General features: G+C 61.0%; 15 protein-coding genes, 1 tRNA gene and 2 pseudogenes. 9 read left to right on the forward strand and 9 right to left on the reverse strand.

From position 1 onward, the window contains the following. The first annotated feature begins 4 nt into the window (after nucleotides 1-4). The gene (locus ACP7C6_RS22075; RefSeq protein ID WP_308908315.1) at nucleotides 5-3,142 is read left to right on the forward strand and encodes a CusA/CzcA family heavy metal efflux RND transporter; all 3,138 of its coding nucleotides are present in this window, start codon (nucleotides 5-7) and stop codon (nucleotides 3,140-3,142) included. On the opposite strand, the gene ACP7C6_RS22080 is transcribed toward ACP7C6_RS22075, so the two are convergent. The 3 genes from ACP7C6_RS22080 to ACP7C6_RS22090 all read right to left on the reverse strand — a co-directional run bounded on the left by ACP7C6_RS22080 (nucleotide 3,066) and on the right by ACP7C6_RS22090 (nucleotide 6,838). Continuing rightward, entirely contained in the window at nucleotides 3,066-4,502 is a 1,437-nt protein-coding gene (locus tag ACP7C6_RS22080; protein ID WP_028618698.1) for a heavy metal sensor histidine kinase, read from the reverse strand. The genes ACP7C6_RS22075 and ACP7C6_RS22080 overlap by 77 nt on opposite strands. After that, nucleotides 4,499-5,173, reverse strand: a complete 675-nt coding sequence (locus tag ACP7C6_RS22085; protein ID WP_028618699.1) for a heavy metal response regulator transcription factor — start codon at nucleotides 5,171-5,173, stop codon at nucleotides 4,499-4,501. Before ACP7C6_RS22085 ends, ACP7C6_RS22080 begins: the two co-directional genes overlap by 4 nt. A 345-nt stretch (nucleotides 5,174-5,518) precedes the next feature. Beyond that, nucleotides 5,519-6,838: an OprD family porin gene (locus ACP7C6_RS22090; RefSeq protein ID WP_028618700.1), complete on the reverse strand. Its 1,320-nt coding sequence runs from the start codon at nucleotides 6,836-6,838 to the stop codon at nucleotides 5,519-5,521. Between the two features lie 226 nt (nucleotides 6,839-7,064). Between ACP7C6_RS22090 and ACP7C6_RS22095 the strand changes: the two genes are divergently transcribed. The 4 genes and pseudogenes from ACP7C6_RS22095 (at nucleotide 7,065) to ACP7C6_RS22110 (ending at nucleotide 9,451) form a co-directional block, all read left to right on the forward strand. Further along, on the forward strand, nucleotides 7,065-7,397 hold the full coding sequence (locus ACP7C6_RS22095; protein WP_028618701.1) for a DUF2790 domain-containing protein: 333 nt from the start codon (nucleotides 7,065-7,067) through the stop codon (nucleotides 7,395-7,397). 195 nt (nucleotides 7,398-7,592) lie between these two features. After that, nucleotides 7,593-8,231 (forward strand): annotated as a pseudogene (locus ACP7C6_RS22100) (PAS domain-containing protein); the annotation flags it as partial. Nucleotides 8,232-8,387: 156 nt separating this feature from the next. After that, nucleotides 8,388-8,819 (forward strand): annotated as a pseudogene (locus ACP7C6_RS22105) (methyl-accepting chemotaxis protein); the annotation flags it as partial. Between the two features lie 53 nt (nucleotides 8,820-8,872). Continuing rightward, a complete protein-coding gene (locus ACP7C6_RS22110; protein ID WP_426109242.1) occupies nucleotides 8,873-9,451 on the forward strand; it encodes a flavin reductase family protein in 579 nt (192 codons plus the stop codon). A 94-nt stretch (nucleotides 9,452-9,545) separates the two neighbouring features. Here ACP7C6_RS22110 and ACP7C6_RS22115 read toward each other — a convergent pair whose 3' ends face one another. Next, nucleotides 9,546-10,430 (reverse strand): LysR family transcriptional regulator, encoded by an 885-nt coding sequence (locus ACP7C6_RS22115; protein ID WP_426109243.1) that lies wholly within the window; start codon nucleotides 10,428-10,430, stop codon nucleotides 9,546-9,548. Between the two features lie 122 nt (nucleotides 10,431-10,552). On the opposite strand from ACP7C6_RS22115, the gene ACP7C6_RS22120 reads away from it, so the two are divergent. Then, nucleotides 10,553-11,890, forward strand: coding sequence for an MFS transporter (locus ACP7C6_RS22120; protein ID WP_152537939.1), 1,338 nt, complete (start codon nucleotides 10,553-10,555; stop codon nucleotides 11,888-11,890). On the opposite strand, the gene ACP7C6_RS22125 is transcribed toward ACP7C6_RS22120, so the two are convergent. Next, a complete protein-coding gene (locus ACP7C6_RS22125) occupies nucleotides 11,867-12,688 on the reverse strand; it encodes an AraC family transcriptional regulator (RefSeq protein ID WP_426109244.1) in 822 nt (273 codons plus the stop codon). The two genes, ACP7C6_RS22120 and ACP7C6_RS22125, sit on opposite strands and share 24 nt — an antisense overlap. A gap of 142 nt (nucleotides 12,689-12,830) precedes the next feature. Here ACP7C6_RS22125 and ACP7C6_RS22130 point away from each other — a divergent pair, with 142 nt between their 5' ends. Further along, on the forward strand, nucleotides 12,831-13,469 hold the full coding sequence (locus ACP7C6_RS22130; protein ID WP_028618707.1) for a LysE family translocator: 639 nt from the start codon (nucleotides 12,831-12,833) through the stop codon (nucleotides 13,467-13,469). A gap of 44 nt (nucleotides 13,470-13,513) precedes the next feature. Further along, a complete protein-coding gene (ddlA, locus tag ACP7C6_RS22135) occupies nucleotides 13,514-14,608 on the forward strand; it encodes a D-alanine--D-alanine ligase (protein WP_068932659.1) in 1,095 nt (364 codons plus the stop codon). Here ddlA and pgeF read toward each other — a convergent pair. Together pgeF and ggt are read right to left on the reverse strand one after the other, a co-directional pair. Continuing rightward, entirely contained in the window at nucleotides 14,598-15,323 is a 726-nt protein-coding gene (pgeF, locus tag ACP7C6_RS22140) for a peptidoglycan editing factor PgeF (protein WP_426109245.1), read from the reverse strand. The genes ddlA and pgeF overlap by 11 nt on opposite strands. Before the next feature lie 26 nt (nucleotides 15,324-15,349). Further along, on the reverse strand, nucleotides 15,350-17,179 hold the full coding sequence (ggt, locus tag ACP7C6_RS22145) for a gamma-glutamyltransferase (protein ID WP_426109246.1): 1,830 nt from the start codon (nucleotides 17,177-17,179) through the stop codon (nucleotides 15,350-15,352). 72 nt (nucleotides 17,180-17,251) lie between these two features. Between ggt and ACP7C6_RS22150 the strand changes: the two genes are divergently transcribed. Next, nucleotides 17,252-17,614 carry a hypothetical protein gene (locus ACP7C6_RS22150; protein WP_426109247.1) on the forward strand — a complete coding sequence of 121 codons (363 nt, stop codon included), beginning with the start codon at nucleotides 17,252-17,254 and terminating at the stop codon, nucleotides 17,612-17,614. Nucleotides 17,615-18,302: 688 nt separating this feature from the next. Here the strand turns inward: ACP7C6_RS22150 and ACP7C6_RS22155 are convergent. Both ACP7C6_RS22155 and ACP7C6_RS22160 read right to left on the reverse strand, forming a co-directional pair. Then, nucleotides 18,303-18,379 (reverse strand) — tRNA-Met (locus ACP7C6_RS22155). Between the two features lie 192 nt (nucleotides 18,380-18,571). Continuing rightward, entirely contained in the window at nucleotides 18,572-19,123 is a 552-nt protein-coding gene (locus ACP7C6_RS22160) for an RNA polymerase sigma factor (protein ID WP_028618724.1), read from the reverse strand. Nucleotides 19,124-19,154: the final 31 nt, after the last annotated feature.

Genomic DNA, 19,154 nt, shown 5'->3' on the forward strand with positions numbered 1-19,154 from the left:
TCCCATGTTTGAGCGCCTTATCCAATTTGCCATCGAGCAGCGCATCATCGTGCTGTTGGCGGTGCTGTTGATGGCCGGTGTCGGCATCGCCAGCTATCAGAAACTGCCCATCGACGCGGTGCCCGACATCACCAACGTGCAGGTGCAGATCAACTCGGCGGCGGCCGGGTATTCACCGTTGGAGACCGAGCAGCGCATCACCTTTCCCATTGAAACCGCCATGGCGGGCTTGCCCGGTTTGCAGCAGACCCGTTCGCTGTCGCGTTCCGGTTTGTCCCAGGTCACGGTAATCTTCAAGGATGGCACGGACCTGTTCTTCGCCCGTCAATTGGTCAATGAGCGCCTGCAAGTCGCCCGTGAGCAATTGCCCCTGGGCATCGAGACGGCAATGGGGCCGATTTCCACCGGGTTGGGGGAAATATTCCTATGGACTGTCGAGTCCAAGGACGGCGCGCTCAAGGACGACGGCACGCCTTACACCCCAACGGATTTGCGGGTGATCCAGGACTGGATCATCAAACCGCAACTGCGCAACGTGCCGGGCGTGGCCGAGATCAACACCATCGGCGGCTTCGCCAAGGAATATCAGATTGCGCCCGATCCCAAGCGCCTGGCCGCCTACAACCTGACCTTGAATGACCTGGTCACGGCGCTGGAACGCAATAACGCCAACGTCGGCGCCGGCTATATCGAGCGCAGCGGCGAGCAACTGCTGATCCGTGCGCCGGGGCAATTGGCGTCCATCGACGACATCGCCAATATCGTCATCACCAGCTCGGACGGCACGCCGATTCGCGTGCGCAACGTGGCCCAGGTCGAGATCGGCCGTGAGCTGCGTACCGGCGCCGCCACCGAGAATGGCCGCGAAGTGGTGCTGGGCACGGTGTTTATGTTGATCGGCGAAAACAGTCGCAGCGTGTCCCAGGCCGTGGCGAAAAAACTCGAAGAGATCAACCGTTCGCTGCCCGAAGGCGTGGTCGCCGTCACCGTCTACGACCGCACCAACCTCGTCGAAAAGGCCATCGCCACCGTAAAGAAAAACCTCTTCGAAGGTGCGCTGCTGGTGGTGGCAGTGCTGTTCCTGTTCCTCGGTAACATCCGTGCCGCGCTGATCACCGCGATGGTGATTCCCCTGGCGATGCTGTTCACCTTCACCGGCATGTTCACCAACAAAGTCAGCGCCAACCTGATGAGTCTCGGCGCGCTGGACTTCGGCATCATCGTCGACGGTGCGGTGGTGATCGTCGAGAACGCCATTCGCCGCTTGGCTCACGCACAGCAGCGTCACGGGCGACTGTTGACGCGCAGCGAGCGCCTGCACGAAGTGTTCGCCGCCGCCAAGGAAGCAAGGCGAGCGCTGATCTTCGGGCAACTGATCATCATGGTGGTGTACCTGCCGATCTTCGCCCTCACCGGCGTGGCCGGGAAGATGTTCCACCCCATGGCGTTTACCGTGGTGATTGCCTTGTTGGGTGCGATGATTCTGTCGGTGACCTTTGTACCGGCGGCGATTGCGCTGTTCGTCACCGGCAAGGTCAAGGAAGAAGAAAATATCGTCATGCGCAGCGCGCGTCGGATCTATGCGCCAGTGCTGGATTGGGTGATGGCGCGTCGGCCGCTGGTGTTCGGCTTGGCCGTGCTGACCATCGTCGCTTCGGGTGTAGTCGCTAGCCGCATGGGCAGCGAATTTATCCCCAGCCTCAGCGAAGGCGACTTTGCCCAGCAGGCCCTGCGCGTGCCCGGCACCAGCCTGACGCAATCGGTGCAGATGCAGCAGCAGTTGGAAAAAATCTTGATGGCCCAGGTGCCGGAAATCGAGCGGGTATTCGCGCGCACCGGCACTGCGGAAATTGCTTCGGATCCGATGCCACCGAACATTTCCGACAGCTACGTGATGCTCAAACCCAAGGACGAATGGCCGGATCCCAAGAAGTCCCGCGAAACCCTGATCGCTGATATCCAGCGCGCCAGTGCGATTGTGCCGGGCAGTGCGTACGAGTTGTCGCAGCCGATCCAGTTGCGTTTCAACGAGCTGATTTCCGGCGTGCGCAGCGATGTGGCGGTGAAGGTGTTTGGCGATGACATGGAAGTGCTCAACAAGACCGCCGGGGAAATTGCCGAGACGCTGAAAAAGCTCAATGGCGCCTCGGAAGTCAAGGTTGAGCAAACCTCCGGCCTGCCGGTGCTGACCATCAATATCGACCGCGACAAGGCCGCGCGATTTGGCCTGAACGTGGGGGATGTGCAGGACACCATCGCCGTCGCCGTCGGAGGGCGTCAGGCCGGTACGTTGTACGAAGGCGACCGGCGTTTCGACATGGTCGTGCGTTTGTCCGACGCGCTGCGTACCGATATCGATGGGCTGTCGCGGCTGTTGATTCCGGTGCCGGGTAATGCGTCTGGCCAGTTGGGTTTCATTGCGTTATCTCAGGTGGCGAGCCTGGACCTGGTGCTCGGCCCGAACCAGATCAGCCGAGAGAACGGCAAGCGCCTGGTGATCGTCAGCGCCAACGTGCGTGGGCGGGATATCGGCTCGTTCGTGGAAGAGGCTGAGGCGGCGATTCTCGCCCAGGTGAAGGTCCCGGCGGGCTACTGGACCACCTGGGGCGGCCAGTTCGAACAGTTGAAGGAAGCGTCCGAGCGCTTGCGCATTGTGGTGCCGGTGGCGCTGCTGCTGGTGTTCGGGCTGTTGTTCATGATGTTCAACAACCTCAAGGACGGCCTGCTGGTGTTCACCGGCATTCCGTTCGCCTTGACCGGTGGGATCATGGCGCTATGGCTGCGGGATATTCCGCTGTCGATCTCGGCGGGTGTGGGCTTTATTGCCTTGTCCGGCGTGGCGGTGTTGAACGGCCTGGTGATGATCGCGTTCATCCGCAACCTGCGCGAGGAAGGGCGCTCGCTGTCAATGGCGATCAATGAGGGCGCGCTGACCCGGCTGCGCCCGGTGTTGATGACGGCGTTGGTGGCGTCCCTCGGATTTATCCCCATGGCGCTCGCCACCGGCACCGGCGCCGAAGTGCAGCGGCCCCTGGCGACGGTGGTGATCGGCGGGATTATTTCCTCTACGTTGCTGACCTTGCTGGTGCTGCCGGCGTTGTATCAGTGGGCGCATCGCAAGGAAGAGGAAACACCAGGCTGAACCGTGTAAACCGGCCCGGCTGGCTGCTGACGTCGGCGTGCCCCTGATGCAGGCGCATGATCGACTGCACAATTGCCAGCCCAAGGCCGGTGCCGCCTTCAGCACGGGCGCGGCTGTTGTCGGCGCGGTAGAAACGTTCGAACAGGTGAGGCAGGTGATGAGCTTCGATACCACGCCCCGGGTTGCCCACCGACAGCGACACGCTCTGGTCGTAGCTTTCCACCAGCAGCAAAACACTGGAAGCCTCGGGGGTATGGCGAATGGCATTGGACAGCAGGTTGGAAATGGCGCGCTGGATCATCAGGCGATCCCCCATCACCCAGGCGTCGCCGCGCAGGCTCAGGGTAATGTGTTTGTCCTCGGCGCTAAGGGCGAACAGCTCCATCACCCGCTGTGCTTCCTGTGCCAGTGACACCGGGGCAAACCCGGCGCGCGCGGCGGGGTGGCTGACCTGGGCGAGGAACAGCATGTCCGAGACAATCCGCGACAGGCGCTCCATTTCCTCGGTGCAGGATTCCAGGCCGGCTTTGTATTCCTCCGAAGGCCGCTCGCGGGACAAGGTCACCTGGGCCTTGCCCATCAGGTTGGTCAAGGGCGCGCGCAGTTCGTGGGCCAGGTCGTCGGAGAACTGCGACAGTTGCTGCACCCCGGCGTCGAGGCGATGCAGCATAACGTTGATGCCCTCGGCCAACTCGCCTAGCTCCTTGGGCAGGTTGTCCAGGGACAGGCGATGGGTCAGGTCCTGGGTCGTGACCTTGGCCGCCACGCGGCTGAACTGTTGCAACGGCGCGAGCCCGCGCTGCACCAGCCACCAGGCGCCCATGCCGATCAGGATCAGCAACATCGGCAGGGCGATCACCGTGGAGCGCAGGTAGGCACTGAGCAACGCCTCATCATCGGAACGGTCCAGCGACAGCAGCACGCGTACATATTCGCCGCCTTGCAAGGGCATCAGGCGCGTCGCACTGAGGATGCGATTGCCCTGGCCGTCGACCCAGTTCAAGTAGGCCAGGTTTTTGCCGGTGGGCACGTCGAGCAGCAGCGGTTGCTGGGGCTTGGCGCCGACGCTGAGCAGTACTGGCGCATCGGGCCGTGCGCCGAGGATGGTCAGGTAGATGTTGTCGTGGCCCATCACCAGGTCCAGCAGTGAATGAGGGCGGTTAGTGATGCGGTGTTCATCGAGGCCCTGGTTGAGGGTATGGGCCAGTTGTTCCATTTTGTTTTCCAGGCCCTTGCGTGCCAGCTTGTCCAGTTCATGGGTCAGGGCCAGGTACGCCAGGCTCGCCAGCAGCACCACCAACCCCGCGCCCATCAGGCTCACCGTCAGCCCCAGGCGCATCGACAGGCTGCTGGTCTTCATGGGCGCGCCTCCAGCACATAGCCCACGCCGCGAATGGTATGGATCAACTTCACCTCGCTCTGGTCATCGACCTTGCCGCGCAGACGGCTGATGGAGACTTCCACCACATTGGTGTCGCAGTCGAAGTTCATGTCCCAGACCAGCGAGATGATCTGCGTGCGGGTCATCACCTCACCGGCCTGGCGCATCAGTACGTGCAGCAGGGCGAATTCCTTGGTGGTCAGGTCAATCCGACGATTGCCGCGATAGGCGCGGTGTCGGCGGGGGTCCAGTTCCAGATCCGAGACGCGCAGCACGTCTGGCAACGGGATGTGCTCGCTGCGCCGCAACAAAGTGCGCACGCGGGCCAGCAGTTCGGGAAATTCGAAGGGCTTGACCAGGTAATCATCGGCGCCCATGTCCAGGCCCTTGATCTTGTCGGCCAGCCGCCCGCGCGCGGTGAGCATCATCACGCGCTGGTTGCCGTCGCGGCGCAGTTGCTCAAGCACTTCCCAACCGTCGGTGTTGGGCAAGTTGACATCGAGGATCACCAATTCATAACTGTGTTGCCTGGCCAGGTGCAGGCCATCAATGCCGCTGGCGGCGCAATCGACGACATAGCCACTTTCGGTCAGGCCTTGCTGCAGGTAGTCAGCGGTTTTCTGTTCGTCCTCAACCACAAGGATACGCATGGGGGGTTACCTTCAAAGAAAACGAAAAGGGGCATGGCCTCATGGCGAGGCTGAGTAATCTGTAGGAAAACTCTGAAGCGTGAAGTAGCTTTAGGGTCAAGCCGCGTCAGACGAGTGCGACGATTCGTCACTGACTCTGCGCACAAAAAAAACGCCCCAAGCGGGGCGCAAAAAGTTCATCTCTGTTCCAAAGGAGCTACACAAAAGCCGCAGAGATGAGTTGTGTTCGATGTGCAGTGTAAAAAGTGCAACTTAACGAGAAGGTGAGGCCAATATTACAGTTCTGACAGACTTCAACTTGTAAACAGATGTAGGCCATCGGCAAGTGAATGTAATGGACATCCCTTAAAGCACTGCAATGGGATACTCGACAATCAACCGAACTTCTTCCAGGTCCGACTCAAATGCACTAGAGCGCACTGTCGCCTGGCGCAGTCGCAGCGATAAGTCTTTCAAGCTGCCTTCCTGCACCACGTATTTGGCTTCGATGTCCCGCTCCCAGCGGCGTTGGTCGGTGAGCGGGTTGCCAGCCGCATCGCGACGCATGTACACCGCGTTGGCGTTGCTGTAGTCAGCGCCGCTGCCTTTGCCGTAGCGGGTCATGAACGACAGGCCGGGAATGCCGAACGCCTGCATGTCCAGGTCGTAGCGCACCATCCACGAACGCTCCTTGGGCGAGTTGAAGTCGCTGTACTGGATCGAGTTGTTGAGGAAGATCGAGTCCGACTGGCGCAGGTAGTCGAAGTCGTCATCGCCATTGTTGCGTTGGTGCGAGACGGCCAGGCTGTGGGCGCCGACCTTCACCCCGAGCCTGGCGCTCCAGATGTCGTTGTCGAACTCGCCCAGCAGCTTCTTACCTTCGTCCACTGCCTTGTAGTAGTTGAAGTCACCGAACAGCGAGACGTCATCATTGAGTGGATAACTGGCGGTGCTGCCGACGTAGTACTGGTTCCAGGCGTCTTTCAGGCGGCTGCTGTAGAGGCTGAAACCAAGGTTTTTGTTGACGGTGTAGTCGCCGCCGAAATAGCCGATCCAGGGCGAGTCGACCGGGCCCGCGTAGAAGGTGGCAAACCCCTTGTCCATGCCGCTTTGCGTCGGCTGGCTCATGCCGCTCAAGTGTCCGCCCTGCAAGCTAAGGCCCTCAAGACTGGTGTTTTGTGCGGTGACGCCGCGAAAGCTTTCCGGCAAAACGCGTGAGTCACCGTATGCCACGACCGGGGTCAGCGGGAATACATCGCCGGCTTTAATAACGGTGTCCAGCACACGCAATTTCGCGGCGCCACCGACTTTGCTGTAGTTGTCTTCCGGACGGTTGTTACTGTCCACCGGTAACACGCCGAACGAGCCTTTGCCACCGCTGCGGCCGGTGCCCGAGTCCAGCTTCACGCCGACCATGGCGAATGCGTCCAGGCCAAACCCCACGGTGCCTTGGGTAAAACCGGACTCGAAGCGCCCAATCAATCCCTGCGCCCAGGCTTCTGAGTAGCCGTTGCCGGTGGGGCTGGACTGGCCCTTGCGATCATCGCGGTTGAAGTAAAAATTACGTGCCAGCACGTTAAGGCTGCTGCCTTCGATAAACCCCTCGGGTTTTTCTTGCGCAGCCACGGCGGCCAAGGGCAAGGCGGCGCATAGTGAAAGGGGAAGGCTGTAGTGACGGATACGCATGGTTCGCTCCTGGGTACTGGCAGTGTTCAGCTTCTTATGGGAGTGGGCGTTCTTATTGATCTGGCCCGGGCTGATAGTTGCAAACTGTGGATAACGAAGAAGTGGCGTGAACATTACAATTCTGGAAGCTCACCGTTATCTAACAAATAAGTAATGTTCTGGTGAAGATTGCGTCAGGGTCAGTTGGTTAGTCTCGGCACTGAACATTTCAACCGAGGAACTAACCATGAACTTTTATACCGTCGCGCTGGGCGTGTTAACTGCAGTTTTGTCTTTCGGTGTATTGGCCGAGGGCGGGGGCGATCGTACGTTCGCGCTGATGATGGAGCGCAATGAGAAAGCCATGGCCGACTATGCCGCCAAAAAGGGTAAGCCGGCGCCCGAGGTCCAGGTGTATCGCTATGGCCTGGAGCTGGATATTGCCAAGGTGGTCAACGTCACGCCGCCGATCCGTTCGTGCAACGCGGTGCCGTCGCGCATGACCTATGAAGACTCCAGCGGCAAGCTCAATACCCTTGAATATAAAGTGATGGGCGTGTGCCGAAACAACGGCAGCTAATGGATCCAAAAATATTGTTGGACCTGAGGCTAAAGCTCTCTTCAGAAAACGCAGGCAGCGCCGATGCAGGTCAGATCACTCTCCCCACTTGACCATCGGTGCCCCATGTTCAACACCCGTTTGAAGCAGGAGCTGTCGGCTCTTCGCGAAGAATTGTCCAGCTTGAATCAGGTCAAGGAGAGCCTGGAAAGCGAAATGCTGTGCCTGACGCTGGACGCCGAAGGTCGGGTGGAATGGGCCAACGCCAACTTCCTGCAGGAGTTGGCCTATCAGAGCGGCCAACTGCTGGGACGGAAGATCGAAGACCTGGAGCCCGTCCATGTGCGTCGGGATGAGTTCCAGCAGCGCTTCAAGAACGCGCTGGTGCGCGGTGAACACTTCGCCGGCACCGTGCGCCTGATGCGTGGCAATGGCCAGGAAGCCTGGCTGCGCTCGATTGTGCAGCCGGTGCGCAGTTCCGATGGGCGCATCAAGCATTTTTCGATTTATTCCAGCGATCTAACCCGCACGATCGAGGCCTCCCGCGAGCATGAAAACCTCATGAACGCCCTGGTGCGCTCGACGGCCGTGATCGAGTTCGATCTCGGTGGACACGTGCTCACCGCCAATGATCGGTTCCTCGGCGGCATGGGTTACAGTCTGGCGCAGATCCAGGGCAAGCATCACCGGATGTTCTGCGAGCCGGAGGAATACAACAGCACCGAATACCAGGACTTCTGGAAGCGTTTGAACGCCGGTGAGTTTGTCGCGGCGCGCTTCAAGCGGGTCGACAGCCATGGCCGTGTGGTGTGGCTGGAAGCGACCTACAACCCGGTGCTGGACGCCAATGACCGGCTGTACAAAGTGGTCAAGTTCGCCACAGTGATCACCGACCAGGTCAACCAGGAACAGGCGGTCGCCGAAGCAGCGAACATTGCCTACAGCACCTCGCTGCAAACTGACAACAGCGCCCAGCGCGGTACCACCGTGGTGACCCAGGCTGTGGATGTGATGCGCGACCTGGCCAAGCACATGCAGCAGGCCGGCGACGGCATCGAGGCGCTGAACGCTCAGTCCCAGGTCATCGGCACCATCGTCAAGACCATCAGCGGTATTGCCGAGCAGACCAATCTGCTGGCGCTCAACGCTGCCATCGAAGCGGCGCGCGCGGGTGAGCAGGGCCGTGGTTTTGCCGTAGTGGCCGATGAAGTTCGGCAGTTGGCATCACGGACCAGCAAGGCGACCGAAGAGATCGTCGGCGTGGTGCGCCAGAACCAGGACATGGCGCGCGATGCTGTGAGCCTGATGACTGAAGGTCGCCTGCAAGCCGAGCAAGGCCTGGCCCTGGCGGCCGAAGCGGGCACGGTGATCGTGGAGATCCAGGACGGCGCGCAGAAGGTCGTCAGCGCGGTGGGGCAGTTCGCCAACCAACTGTCGAGTTGAGCCTGGGGCTTCAGGTATCGTAGGCGCTTTCTTGCATGAAGAGCCGACCGTCCATGAGCCCTACCCACCGTCGCCCCGTTCCGCTGTCCAAGGCCTACCGTTTGCTCAACCACGGGCCGACCGTACTGGTGAGTGCCGCGCACAATGGCCAGCGCAATATCATGGCCGCTGCCTGGGCCATGCCGCTGGATTTCGAACCGCCGAAAGTCGCCGTGGTGCTGGACAAGGCAACATGGACCCGCCAACTGCTCGAGGGCGCCGGCACCTTTGTGCTCCAGGTGCCTTGCGCGGCCCAGGCCGACCTTGTGCAAACCGTGGGTAACATCACCGGCGCCGACACTGACAAATTTGCCGCCTACGGCTTGCAGACGTTCAAGGGTGAACACACCGAAGCGCCGTTGCTGGAAGGTTGCGTTGCCTGGCTGGAGTGCCGTCTGTTGCCCGAGCCCTATAACCAGCAGACCTATGATCTGTTCCTCGGTGAAGTGGTGGCGGCTTATGCCGATGAGCGCGTATTCAGCGACGGTCGTTGGCACTTCGAAGGCCATGATGAACTGCGCACCTTGCACCATGTGGCGGGCGGGCATTTCTTGACCATCGGCCAGCCGATCACCGGCAAGACCCTGGCCTGACGCCCCCTGTAGGAGCCGGCTTGCCGGCGATAACCGTCTTGAGGAGTACGTCTATTCCACAGGCCGCATCGCCGGCAAGCCGGCTCCTACAGGGTTACCATGTTGCCTGGCTGAGGGCTTCGGCGAACGCCATCAGCTTCGGTGAGTACTGCCGGGACGGCGGGTAGACCAGCGAGATCGCCCGACGGCGCCCGGCGACGTGTTCCAGTACCGGAACCAGGCGCCCGGCCGCGAGGTCGTCGCGCACGGCAAAATCCATCACCTGGGCGATGCCAAAACCGCCCACGGCGCCGTCAACCAGGGCATCGCCGATGTCAAAGATCAGCCGCCCTTCGACGCTTACATCCTGCACCTTGCCGTCGATCATGAACTGCCAGTCCACCAGACGGCCGCTGCGCAAGTTACGTACGGTGAGGCAGTTGTGGTGCTTGAGGTCATCGACGCAGTGCGGGGTGCCGAAACGTGCGAGATAACCGGGTGCGGCCACCGTGACCCAACGCAGTGGCGGCAGTGCGCGGGCGATCAGGCGTTGGTCCTGGATCTCGCCGGTACGCAGCAACGCATCGAAGCCTTCATCGACGATATCCACCAGGCGGTCGGTCATCACCGCCTCGATGCGCAACTCGGGGTAACGCAAGGTCAATTCGCCTATCACTGGCATCACCACTTTGCGCCCGAACAGCGACGGCGTGCTGATCTTCAACAGACCGGACGGGTTGCTGCGCCGGTCGAGCAGCAGTTTTTCGGCTTCGGCCAATTCCGCCAGCAACGGTGCACTGCGCTCGTACAACATCTGCCCATCGGGGGTGAGGCTGACGCTGCGCGTGTTGCGTTGCAGCAGGCGAACCCCCAGCTCGCTTTCCAGGCGCGAAATGGCGCGGGACAGACCGGACTGGGTCAGCCCCAGGTCACCGGCGGCACGGGTGAAACTGCGGGTTTCAGCCACGCGGACCAGCAGGCGAACAGCGTTCAGATCCATGATTAAAGTCATTACTGAAAGAGTGATAGCGCTATTTATCATCGATCAGGCATGAAAGAAACTGATGCCCTCTCATTTTCGGACAGGACGCTGTGATGTCTCCTTCTCGACCCTCAGGCTGGATGTTGACGTTGCTGGCCACCGCGCAATTGATCATCGCGCTGGATGCCACCATCGTGTTTGTCGCCTTGCCGCAGATCGGTGCTCACCTGGATTTTTCTGCCCAGCAATTGCAGTGGGTGGTCAGCGCCTACAGCGTGGCATTTGGCGGGTTCCTGCTGCTGGGTGGCAGGGCCACGGATTTGCTCGGCAAGCGCCGTTTGTACCGGGTGGGGCAGTCGCTCTACGCCCTGGCCTCCCTGGCGGCGGTGCTGGGTGGCAGCGCGATATTGCTGGTACTGGCGCGGGCGGTGCAGGGCGTGGGCGGTGCGATGCTGTTCCCGGCCACGCTCGCGCTGATCAACACTCACTACGCCGAAGGGCCGGCGCGCAACCGTGCGTTTGCCGTGTGGAGTGCGGCGTCGGCGGCGGGGCTGGCGTTGGGCGCGTTGCTTGGCGGCGTGCTGACCCAGGTGTGGGGTTGGGAAGCGGTATTTCTGGTGAACGTGCCTCTGGCGGGCGGCTGTGCGTGGGCGGCGCGGTACTGGATCCCCGCTGACCCTGCGCCCGCGCGCGGGCGTAGCTTTGATATCAGTGGCGCGCTGACCGTGACCGTCGGCGGTACCTTGCTGGTGTTCTCGTTGGTACAAGGCCCGGAATGGGGCTGGACGGCCCCGTCCACCCTCGGCTGCCTGGGCATGGCATTGGTACTGCTCGGGCTGTTCGCCTGGATCGAACACCGAGGCCGCGACCCGCTGATGCCGCTGCGCCTGTTTGCCTACCGTGAGCTGCGCATGGCCATGGTGCTGACGGCAGTGTTCATGAGCAGCTTTGGCGTGCAGTACTACTTCCTTGCGCTGTATTACCAGCAAGTTTACGGCTACAGCGTATTGCAGGCGGGGTTGGCGTTCTTGCCGGCGACCTTGGTGTGCACGTTCGGCATCTGGCTGGCGGAGCGCTCGCTGGTGCGGCTGGGGTTGCGCAACACCCTTGTCAGTGGGCAACTGGCTGGCGCGCTGGGCATTGCGCTGGTGGTATGGGCGTTGCCGACCGGCGTGGGGTTCTGGTCGCTGCTGCCGGGGATTTTCATCCTGAGCATCGGCCAGGGCATGACCTGGACCGCGATGTGGGTGGCGGCGGGCCTGGGCATTCGTCCGGGCGAGCAGGGCGTGGCGGCTGGGATGGCCTCCACCAGCCAGCAGATCGGCGGGGCCCTGGGGCTGGCGGTGCTGGTGTCGGTGGCGAGCGCGGGGGGCATCGAACGGGCGTTGTGGTGGAGCGCAGCGATTGCCCTGGCTGGCGCGATATTGGCGCTGCGTCTCAAGCAACCGGCGGGGTTATCTGCCTTGGAAGCGGTCTGACATTTTTACCCAGCGCGACGGCGGCATGCCGTAGGTGCTGCGAAATTGCCGGGTCATGTGACTCTGGTCGGTAAACCCTGCGGTCATTGCCGCGTCGACCAGCGATTGGCCCTGGGCCAGCAGGCTGCGCACCAGGTCCAGCCGGCGCATGGTCAGGTAGCGGTAGGGGCTGGTGCCGAACAGCAAGCGAAAATCCCGCGACAAGGCCCAACGGTCACGGCCGGCATGGTCGGCCATTTCATCCAGGGTGATGCTGCGGCCCAAGGCGCTGTGGATAAATTCCCGCGCGCGCTCTGCGGCTACATAGTCGAAGGTCTTGCGGCTGACGATCCCGCCCGAGACGTTGCTCAAGGCGTGGGCCAGGTCAAACAGGGCGTCCTGTTCCTGCAACGGGTCGATGGGGTTATCCAGATTCTGCAGCAGTACTTCGCTGGCGCGAAACAGCCGTGGGTCGGTGGATAAACCGTTGGGGATAAACGGCAACGGTTTGCCGCCGAGGATCTGCTGGATCAGCGATGGTTCGACGTAAATCATCCGGTACTTGAAGCCTTCATCGCTGCCGGCGTGACCGTCGTGGGTCTCGTCGGGGTGAAGCACCATGGTGGTGCCGGGCAGGCTGTGCACCATGTCGCCGCGATAGTGAAAACTCTGCACGCCCGTCAACGTCCGCCCGATGGCGTAGGTGTCATGGCGATGAGGGTCGAAGGCGAAGCCGGCAAAATACGCCTCGATACGGTCCAGGCCACTGGCATGCGGGGCGCGTTGCAGCCAGTCGAGGGTGGCGGTGGGTTTGCCCATGATGGCGCGTCACAAAGAAGGAAAGATAAGTACGTTAACCCAGTCTGGCTCGGGTTGTCTGCCGGGGTCTTGTACGATTGTGCAGGGCGTGGGCGAGGCCTATGATCGCTGTTCGTGCCTTGCGCTGATGGAGCTGCCTCCCATGGATTTTTTCAACCCCGCCTACCTGGCGCCCCTGGTTTCGCTGGCCCTGCTGTGGACGGTGGCAGTGGTGACGCCCGGCCCCAACTTTTTCAATACGGCGCAATTGGCCGCCAGTTGTTCGCGTCGCCATGGCGTGGTGGCATCGGCCGGTGTGGCGACGGGGACCATCCTGTGGGGACTGGCCGGCGGCCTGGGCATCAAGTCGTTGTTTACCGCCGCGCCGATGCTTTACCTGGCGTTCAAGGTCTTGGGTGGCTGCTACTTGATCTACCTCGGCTTGAAGTTGTTCAAGCGCTCGGCACCGGCCATGAGCCAGAGCATGCTGCCGGACGAGGCTCGGCGCTCGCTGTTTTCCGCCTGGCGGCTGGGGTTGCTGGGTAACTTGTCGAACCCCAAGGCGGCGCTGTTTGTGGCCACCATCTTCGCGTCCACCATGCCGCCGTCTCCCTCACCGCTGCTGCTGACTCTGGCGGTCATCACCATGGCCACCTTGTCGTTCAGCTGGTATTCCTGCGTGGCCTTGGTGTTTTCCAGCGAGCGCATGGCCGATCTCTACAGTCGCTCGCGCAAGTGGCTCGACCGCTTTGCCGGGGGCTGCTACCTGCTGTTCGGTGCACATCTGGTAGCGAATCGCTGACCGCCCGTGGTAAGAAGCCTTACTTTCAACAGTGAGGCCGGGTCATGAGCAAGGTGCGGGTAGGTATTATTTTTGGTGGCAGGTCGGCCGAGCACGAAGTCTCGTTGCAATCGGCGCGTAACATTGTTGACGCGCTGGACCGCTCCCGTTTCGAGCCGGTGTTGATCGGTATCGACAAGGCTGGCCACTGGCACCTCAACGACACATCGAACTTCCTGCTCAACCAGGAAAACCCGTCCCTGATCGCACTCAACCAGTCCAACCGCGAACTGGCGGTGGTGCCCGGCAAGGCCAACCAGCAGCTGGTGGAGACCTCGGGCACGGGCTTGCTGGAACATGTCGATGTGATTTTCCCCATCGTCCACGGCACTCTCGGCGAAGACGGTTGCCTGCAAGGTCTGTTGCGCATGGCGGACCTGCCTTTTGTCGGTTCCGACGTACTCGGCTCGGCGGTGTGCATGGACAAGGACATCAGCAAACGCCTGCTGCGCGATGCTGGTATCGCCGTTACCCCGTTCATCACCCTGACCCGCAGCAACGCGGCGCGTACTTCGTTTGAGGCTGCGGTGAACAAACTCGGCCTGCCGATGTTCGTCAAACCTGCCAACCAAGGTTCCTCCGTGGGCGTGAGTAAAGTCGGCGACAAAGTCGAATACCACGCGGCTGTCGAATTGGCCCTGGGTTTTGATGAAAAGGTGTTGGTTGAATCCGCCGTAAAAGGCCGTGAAATCGAGTGTGCCGTGCTCGGCAACGAAAACCCCATCGCCAGTGGTTGTGGCGAAATCGTAGTGAGCAGCGGTTTCTACTCCTACGACAGCAAATACATCGACGACCAGGCCGCCCAGGTGGTGGTGCCGGCCGACATCAGCCAGGAAGCCAGCGAGCGTATTCGCGGGCTGGCCATCGAGGCGTTCGAGGTGCTGGGTTGTTCCGGTCTGGCACGGGTCGACGTGTTCCTCACCGACGACGGTGAAGTGCTGATCAACGAAATCAACTCACTGCCCGGCTTCACCCGCATCAGCATGTATCCCAAGCTGTGGCAGGCGGCGGGGATGAGCTACAGCGAACTGGTGAGCCGGCTGATCGAGCTGGCGTTGGAGCGGCACGCGGGGCGCAAGGGGTTGAAGATCAGTCGGTGATGCGAGCAATCCACGAATAAATCAGCGTCTTCACTTCCTCTGGATGATGCGTCCTTCGGCGGTAGCTGGCAAAGGTGGGAGAGGTGCAGTAAGTGCACACCTCACTCACCTCGATCTGCTCCCGCCGGATGCCGGCGGCTTGCAGCAACATCACCCCATAACCACTCAAATCAAACCACGCACTTCCCTCTTGCCGGGCGTAGGGTGGTGTGATCACAGGCGGCAGCAACGGCGCTGGTTGAGCGGTGCTCCACGGCGCCTGCCCGGTTGACCACACGTGCCCTTGGTCAGCCTGAAACTGCGCCACAAACCCTTCGCTTACCTCATAGCAGCACGGTTTGATCGACGGCCCGATCGCCACCCGCAACTGGTCGACCGCAATCCCTTCATCGGTAAAGCGCTTGATGGCATTGGCGATGATCCCGCTTTGCAGGCCCTTCCATCCTCCATGCACCGCAGCGACCTTTGCGCCGCCCTGCGAGGCAATGAGAAGGGGCAGGCAGTCGGCGGTAATCACCGCAATGGGATGATGCTCACCCGTGCACACCCCGTCCGCTTCAACGGTATTGGGCGCCTGGTCGGCTTGCCACTCGATCACCGAAGGGCTATGCACCTGCTTGCAGATGAACACCTCTGCCGGGCGCAGCGGATCATTGATCGAACAAAAACCGTGGTCTACGCCAGGGATGGCGCCGAGATTATCTGCCTGCTGCACGAGCGCGTTCTCCGTTGATTGAATAGTCAGTCGCCAACCGCTACGCCTTCGCGCCGAGGGTCGGCGCCGCCGCTCAGCGACACTTTGCCCTGGGCATCCCGCGTGCGGACGATGGCCTGGATGCCGCTGGTCATATCGATCTCGCTCAGCGCATGGCCCTTGTCCTTGAGGACCTGTTTCAGCGCGGGGCTGAACAGACCGGTTTCCAGCTCGGTTGCGCCATTGCGGCTGCCAAAGTTAGGGAGGCTGATGGCGGCTTGCGGGTCGAGTTTCCAGTCGAGCATGGCCACCAGGGACTTGCTCACGTACTCGATGATTTGCGAGCCACCGGGTGAACCCACCGTGGCCAGTAATTCGCCGCTTTTGCGGTCGAACACCAGGGTCGGCGCCATGGCCGAACGCGGGCGTTTGCCGGGCTCGACGCGGTTGGCGACTGGCTGGCCGTTTTCCTCGGGAATAAACGAGAAGTCGGTCATCTGGTTGTTGAGCAAGAAGCCCTGCACCATCACATGTGAGCCGAATGCCGCTTCCACCGTGGTGGTCATCGACACAGCGCCGCCCTGGTCATCCACCGCCACCACTTGTGATGTGGAAATGCGCAGCGGCGAGCGATCCGGCGCGTAGGCCACCTGGATACCTGCAGGTACACCCGGCTTGGCGATGCCCATGCTGCGTTCGCCGATCAAGGCCGCACGCTTGGCCAGGTAGTTCGGTGCGACCAGACCCGCCACGGGCACTGGAACGAAGTCCTCGTCGGCGACATAGAGCGCGCGATCGGCAAACGCCAGGCGCCCGGCTTCGGCCAGCAGGTGCACGGCTTCGGGCGTGGGCTCAAGGCCAGCAGGCGACGAGCTTTTCACCGGTTGCATGGCTGCGATGGCCAGGGCGGGATCGCGTGCTTCCAGCGCCTGCAAGGTGCCGAGGATTTGTGCGATGGCGACTCCGCCCGATGACGGCGGTGGCATACCGCAGACTTTCCACTGTTTGTAATCGGTGCACAGCGGCTTGCGCTCTTTGGCGGCGTAGCCCTTGAGGTCCGCCAGGGACAGGCTGCCTGCGTTGCGATGGCCCTGCACCTTGCGTGCGATCTCATCGGCAATCGGCCCTTGGTACAGTGCATCCGGCCCTTCCTTGGCGATGCGTTTGAATACGTTGGCCAGTGCGGGGTTTTTCAACAGCGTACCGGTGGCTTTTGGTGAGCCATCGGCGTTCAGGAAGTACGCTGCCATGTCCGGCGATTGCGCGATGTAGCGGTCGGCTGCGATCAGGCTGTGCAGGCGTGGAGAAATGGCGAAGCCCTGTTCCGCCAACCGGATCGCCGGCTCGAACAGCTCGGCCCATTGCAGGTGACCGGTCTTCTTGTGTGCCATCTCAAGAGCACGCAATACCCCAGGCGTGCCTACCGACCGTCCGCCAATCTGCGCGTCTGGAAACGCCATCGGCTTACCATCGGTCTTCAGGAATAACCGCTCCGTCGCCCCGGCTGGCGCTGTTTCGCGGCCGTCATAGGCGTGCACGGTGTTTGCGTCCCACAGCATGATGAACGCGCCACCGCCGATGCCGGATGACTGCGGCTCCACCAGGGTCAACACCGCCTGCATCGCAATCGCCGCATCGATAGCCGAACCGCCTTTGCGCAGCATCTCTCGCCCGGCCTCGGCCGCGAGCGGGTTGGCGGCGGCCGCCATATGACGCTCAGCCTGTTGGGTGGTGAGGTCGGTGCGATAGCCTGAGCCCAGCTCTGGCGCCGGTGGCTGTTCGTTGACAGAGGTATTGCATGCAGCCAGTGCAAGGGCTGCGGCAATCACTGACAGTTGGCGGCGGGAAATCGAAAACAAGCGCTGAACTCCGTTCATTTTGAGAATGATCTGTTGTCCTTGGGGTACTGCTTCTTACAGATAAATCGTGCCTTCCAGGTAGAGCACGGCATGCGTGCAAGGGTGGAGCCGGACACTAACAGTGGGGCGGGCGAGCGTCAAAATACAGATGAGCGGTTTTTTCCTGCGAATGCAGTCGCCGTTGTGAAAAAGCCTGATGGCCAGCAGTTTCGCCTGACTGGCCAGCGACTGTTTCGCGTCGAACCTCTCTCACTTTCCTGGGGGGGCGATGCGGATAATCGAGCCTTTAGCCGCCTAGGCCTGAGCCATGAAGGGCAACTGTTGAAGACACCTTCGAGTTTCGAAGACAGAGACGCACGCCAGCAATTGCACAGTGTGCCCTTGAGTGACGCAAACGACCTTCGCCCGCAGTGGAACCTCAGCGACGTGTTGGTCAAGGGCATTGAACCTTGAATATGGGCTTGACCCCGATAAGCCATTGCGGATGAACCTGAACGACACACTGGGTAGTCTGCCGAGCCCTGATCTGACGATTGACCTGGGAGACCTGCGCGTGAGGATGCAAGGCCGTTCAGCGAGTTGAAGTTGTTGCTGCTCGTCCCGGGATGGGTCAGCGCTGCTTTGACATCAGCATATCGGCTGGCCTCACGGAGTGTACTCCACCCTTCGATGGTGTCTGAGTGCTCGTAGGGGGGGGGGCGAGCGTTTCGACCGCATCGATGAGATCAAAGAAGAACAGTGCCCCGAACGAATCCCGTCGCAACGGCAGATACTCGGCCAGCGTGATTGCCGTTCCTGTGTCCCGCATCTTTACCAGCAGGCTGGGTCGTTCAGGCGGCGCGGCTGTATTCCTGCGATGCGGATCATGCTCGGAAGTAAATGTTCTTGGGTGTCAGGTATTTCGGAGGGGGGCATGGGAAACCCCGCACAACTGAAGGGGAAACGGTGTTTCAGCGCTCGCGGTTAACCCCATTGCAGCCGGGTCATGAGCGTATGTGGGTTGATGTTTGGGGGAGGGCATTCAGGAGGCAGCGCTGTCAGCGCTAGGGTCTTTTGAAACGGTAGAAAACAAGAAAGCCCGCACGAGGCGGGCTTCTTGAGGTGATTCATAGACTGCTGTAGACATCTATGGATCGGTACTTGGTGGCTACACAGGGACTTGAACCCCGGACCCCAGCATTATGAATGCTATGCTCTAACCAACTGAGCTATGTAGCCAAGTGGCGCGCATTATTCGCGTAGAACGGGAATGCGTCAAGTATTTATTTTGAATTTTTATCTACGCTTTCAACTGTTTAAGCGAAATCAGCGGATCTGGCGACGAGTGGATCACTCTTCGCCCTGCCGAATGCCCCGCAAAACTTGATCGCGTTGAGCAGATATCCCTGCCGCTCAACGCGTGCAATGACGCTAGGGATGTTTCGGGTTGTGCGTGGCCCGCTTAAGCTGTTCGCGTGCTCGTGACAGGCGTGAACGCACGGTGCCGATAGGAATGTCCAGCGCGTCGGCTGTGTCCTGATAGCTGCCGTCGGTTTCCAGTGAGGCGTACAGCGTCTTGCGCATTTCCATTGGCAAATGGTCGATAGCGCTCAGGGTTTTTTCCAGGCGACGGTTTACCTCGAACTCCCAATCCAGATTGTGGTTGTCTTCCTGGCCATGCCAGAGCGACTCATCAAACTCGCAATGCACGGGCTTGGCGTACAAGCGCCTGAAGTGATTGCGGATCAGGTTTTGCGCGATACCACACATCCACGTGCTGAGCGTGGCATTGCCGCTGAAACGCTCTCGGTTGCGCCAGGCTTCCAGATACGTCAACTGCAGAAGATCATCTGCATCTTCCGGGTTGAGTACGCGCTTGTGAATGAAGCGCCGAAGTTTTTTTTGCTGGTCGTCTGTCAGGTGAAGCATGAATTGAGGCGAGCTGCCCACGAGGTGCGCTAAAGCTTCAATAGGGATATTCATGATTGTTTCCTTGGTGTAGACGCAGTCGAAA

It is taken from the genome of Pseudomonas sp. TWR1-1-4, from assembly GCF_049897165.1.
GTDB classification, from domain to species: domain Bacteria; phylum Pseudomonadota; class Gammaproteobacteria; order Pseudomonadales; family Pseudomonadaceae; genus Aquipseudomonas; species Aquipseudomonas canadensis.